This window comes from Mucilaginibacter sp. P5_A6 (assembly GCF_056400585.1).
Map to the genome: position 1 here is coordinate 1 of NZ_JBFUKZ010000079.1, position 1,910 is coordinate 1,910.

At 35.8% G+C, this 1,910-nt stretch carries 3 protein-coding genes; all 3 read left to right on the forward strand.

Going from position 1 to position 1,910, the window contains the following annotated elements; all coding sequences use genetic code 11:
* A partial coding sequence (locus AC1DO4_RS27770; RefSeq protein WP_477421023.1) for a phytanoyl-CoA dioxygenase family protein occupies window positions 1–435 on the forward strand: 435 nt, incomplete at its 5' end.
* 37 nt (window positions 436–472) lie between these two features.
* Complete coding sequence (locus tag AC1DO4_RS27775; RefSeq protein WP_477421024.1) at window positions 473–1,321, forward strand: hypothetical protein; 849 nt, start codon at window positions 473–475, stop codon at window positions 1,319–1,321.
* A gap of 120 nt (window positions 1,322–1,441) precedes the next feature.
* Window positions 1,442–1,910: GNAT family N-acetyltransferase (locus AC1DO4_RS27780; protein ID WP_477421026.1), on the forward strand; the 469-nt coding region annotated here is incomplete at its 3' end.

The following is a 1,910-nucleotide window of genomic DNA, read 5'->3' on the forward strand; positions in this document are numbered from 1 at the left end:
GTTACACTCGATGATTTTACCTTAATAAACGGTGCAACTTATGTTACACTCGATGATTTTACCTTAATAAACGGTGCAACTTATTTTCTTTCGGGATCACATAGATCAGCAATACGACCTGATGCAACATACTTTTTTAATAATGCCGATAGGGCAATTGTGCCAAAGGGAAGTATTATTTTGTTTGATTCGAATATTTGGCATGCCGCTGGCGAAAATACCACCCTTGAGCCGCGCAGAGCATTAACAATAGGATTTACCAGGCCGTTTTTAAAACAACAAATGGATTATCCCAGATTTTTAGGTTATGATTTTGTATCACACCTCAACTCCGAGTTGCGCCAGGTTATTGGTTACAATTCCCGCACACCCGAAAACCTAAACGAATTTTATCAACCGGCACATTTAAGAATGTACCAATGCGACCAGGGTTAACTTAAGTCTTAATTTATCCATCATCTAACTTACGGCTATGCAAAAAAATAAAACTCCTTTAAAATCCATTGGTGGATATTTAGAGCTCGAGTTACCCCATGGTAATGAATATTATCCAAATCTTATTCATTTAAATACCGGACGCAATGCTTTAGAGTATATACTAAGGCAAAAAGGATACACAAAAATATTTATACCCTATTTTACTTGTGATGTTTTGCTTGAACCCATCACAAAACTGGGTATTAAACATCAATTTTACTCAATTGATAAACAATTTGATCCGGTAATAGATTTTGATATTGAACCAGATGCATGCTTTCTGTACACCAATTACTTTGGAATTAAACAAGAAAAAGTAATAGAACTTAGCTATAAATTTACAAACCTGATAGTGGATAATTCTCAGGCTTTTTTTTCTGAACCATTGCCTGGCGTAGATACTTTTTATTCATGCCGCAAGTTTTTCGGGGTTTCAGACGGAGCCTACCTCCAGATCAGAAGGAAATTACCCAAAAAATTACCGCTCGATACCTCAATACATCGTTTTTCGCACCTCATAAAAAGTATTGATTTTGGTATAGAAGCAGCTTATTCAGATTTTAAAGAAAACAATAAGGATCTGGATAATAACGACATCAGGACAATGTCGACGGTGACCCAAAAAATTCTGTCGAGTATTGATTATGATGAATGTGCCAAAATCAGGGAACGGAATTTTCACTTTTTACACAAACATCTACAGGAATATAACCTGTTGAAATTTGAGATCCCCGAGAATTGCGCCCCTATGGCTTACCCTTTTTTATATGATGATAGCCATTTAAAAGTTCATTTAATACAAAAAAAAAATATTTGTTGCTACCTATTGGCCAAACGTTTTTAAATGGACTGAAAAAGGAATGTTTGAAAATCAACTTGCCCGTTGCTTGGTGCCCTTGCCAATAGATCAACGGTATAACCTACAGGATATGTTTTATATGTTAAATATTTTACGCCTATTTTTATGACAATATCAGTATACATACGACCCCTTGTCATAGAAGATGCATTAGTATCATATGCATGGCGAAATGACCCATTAATATGGATTTACACTGGCTATAAACCAACCAGCTACATAAGTGCCGAGGCAGAGACCAAGTGGTTACAGACTCAGTTGAATAAGCCAAACCAGGCAAGATTTGCAATTTGTGTTAAAGAGCTTAATACATACATAGGTAACGTGCAATTGTTGGATATTACCGAACATGATGCTGAGCTGCATCTTTTTATTGGCAACAAGCTTTACTGGGGTAAAGGTATAGGTTACCAGGCAACTGTTCAAATGATACGATATGGTTTTTTGGTTAAAGAATTGGATATCATTTATTTAAAGGTTCATCCAGCAAATATATCGGCACTGTCCGTTTATGAAAAAGCCGGTTTTGAAATTACCGGTAAACAAAATGATCTCATTTGCATGAGCATTACAA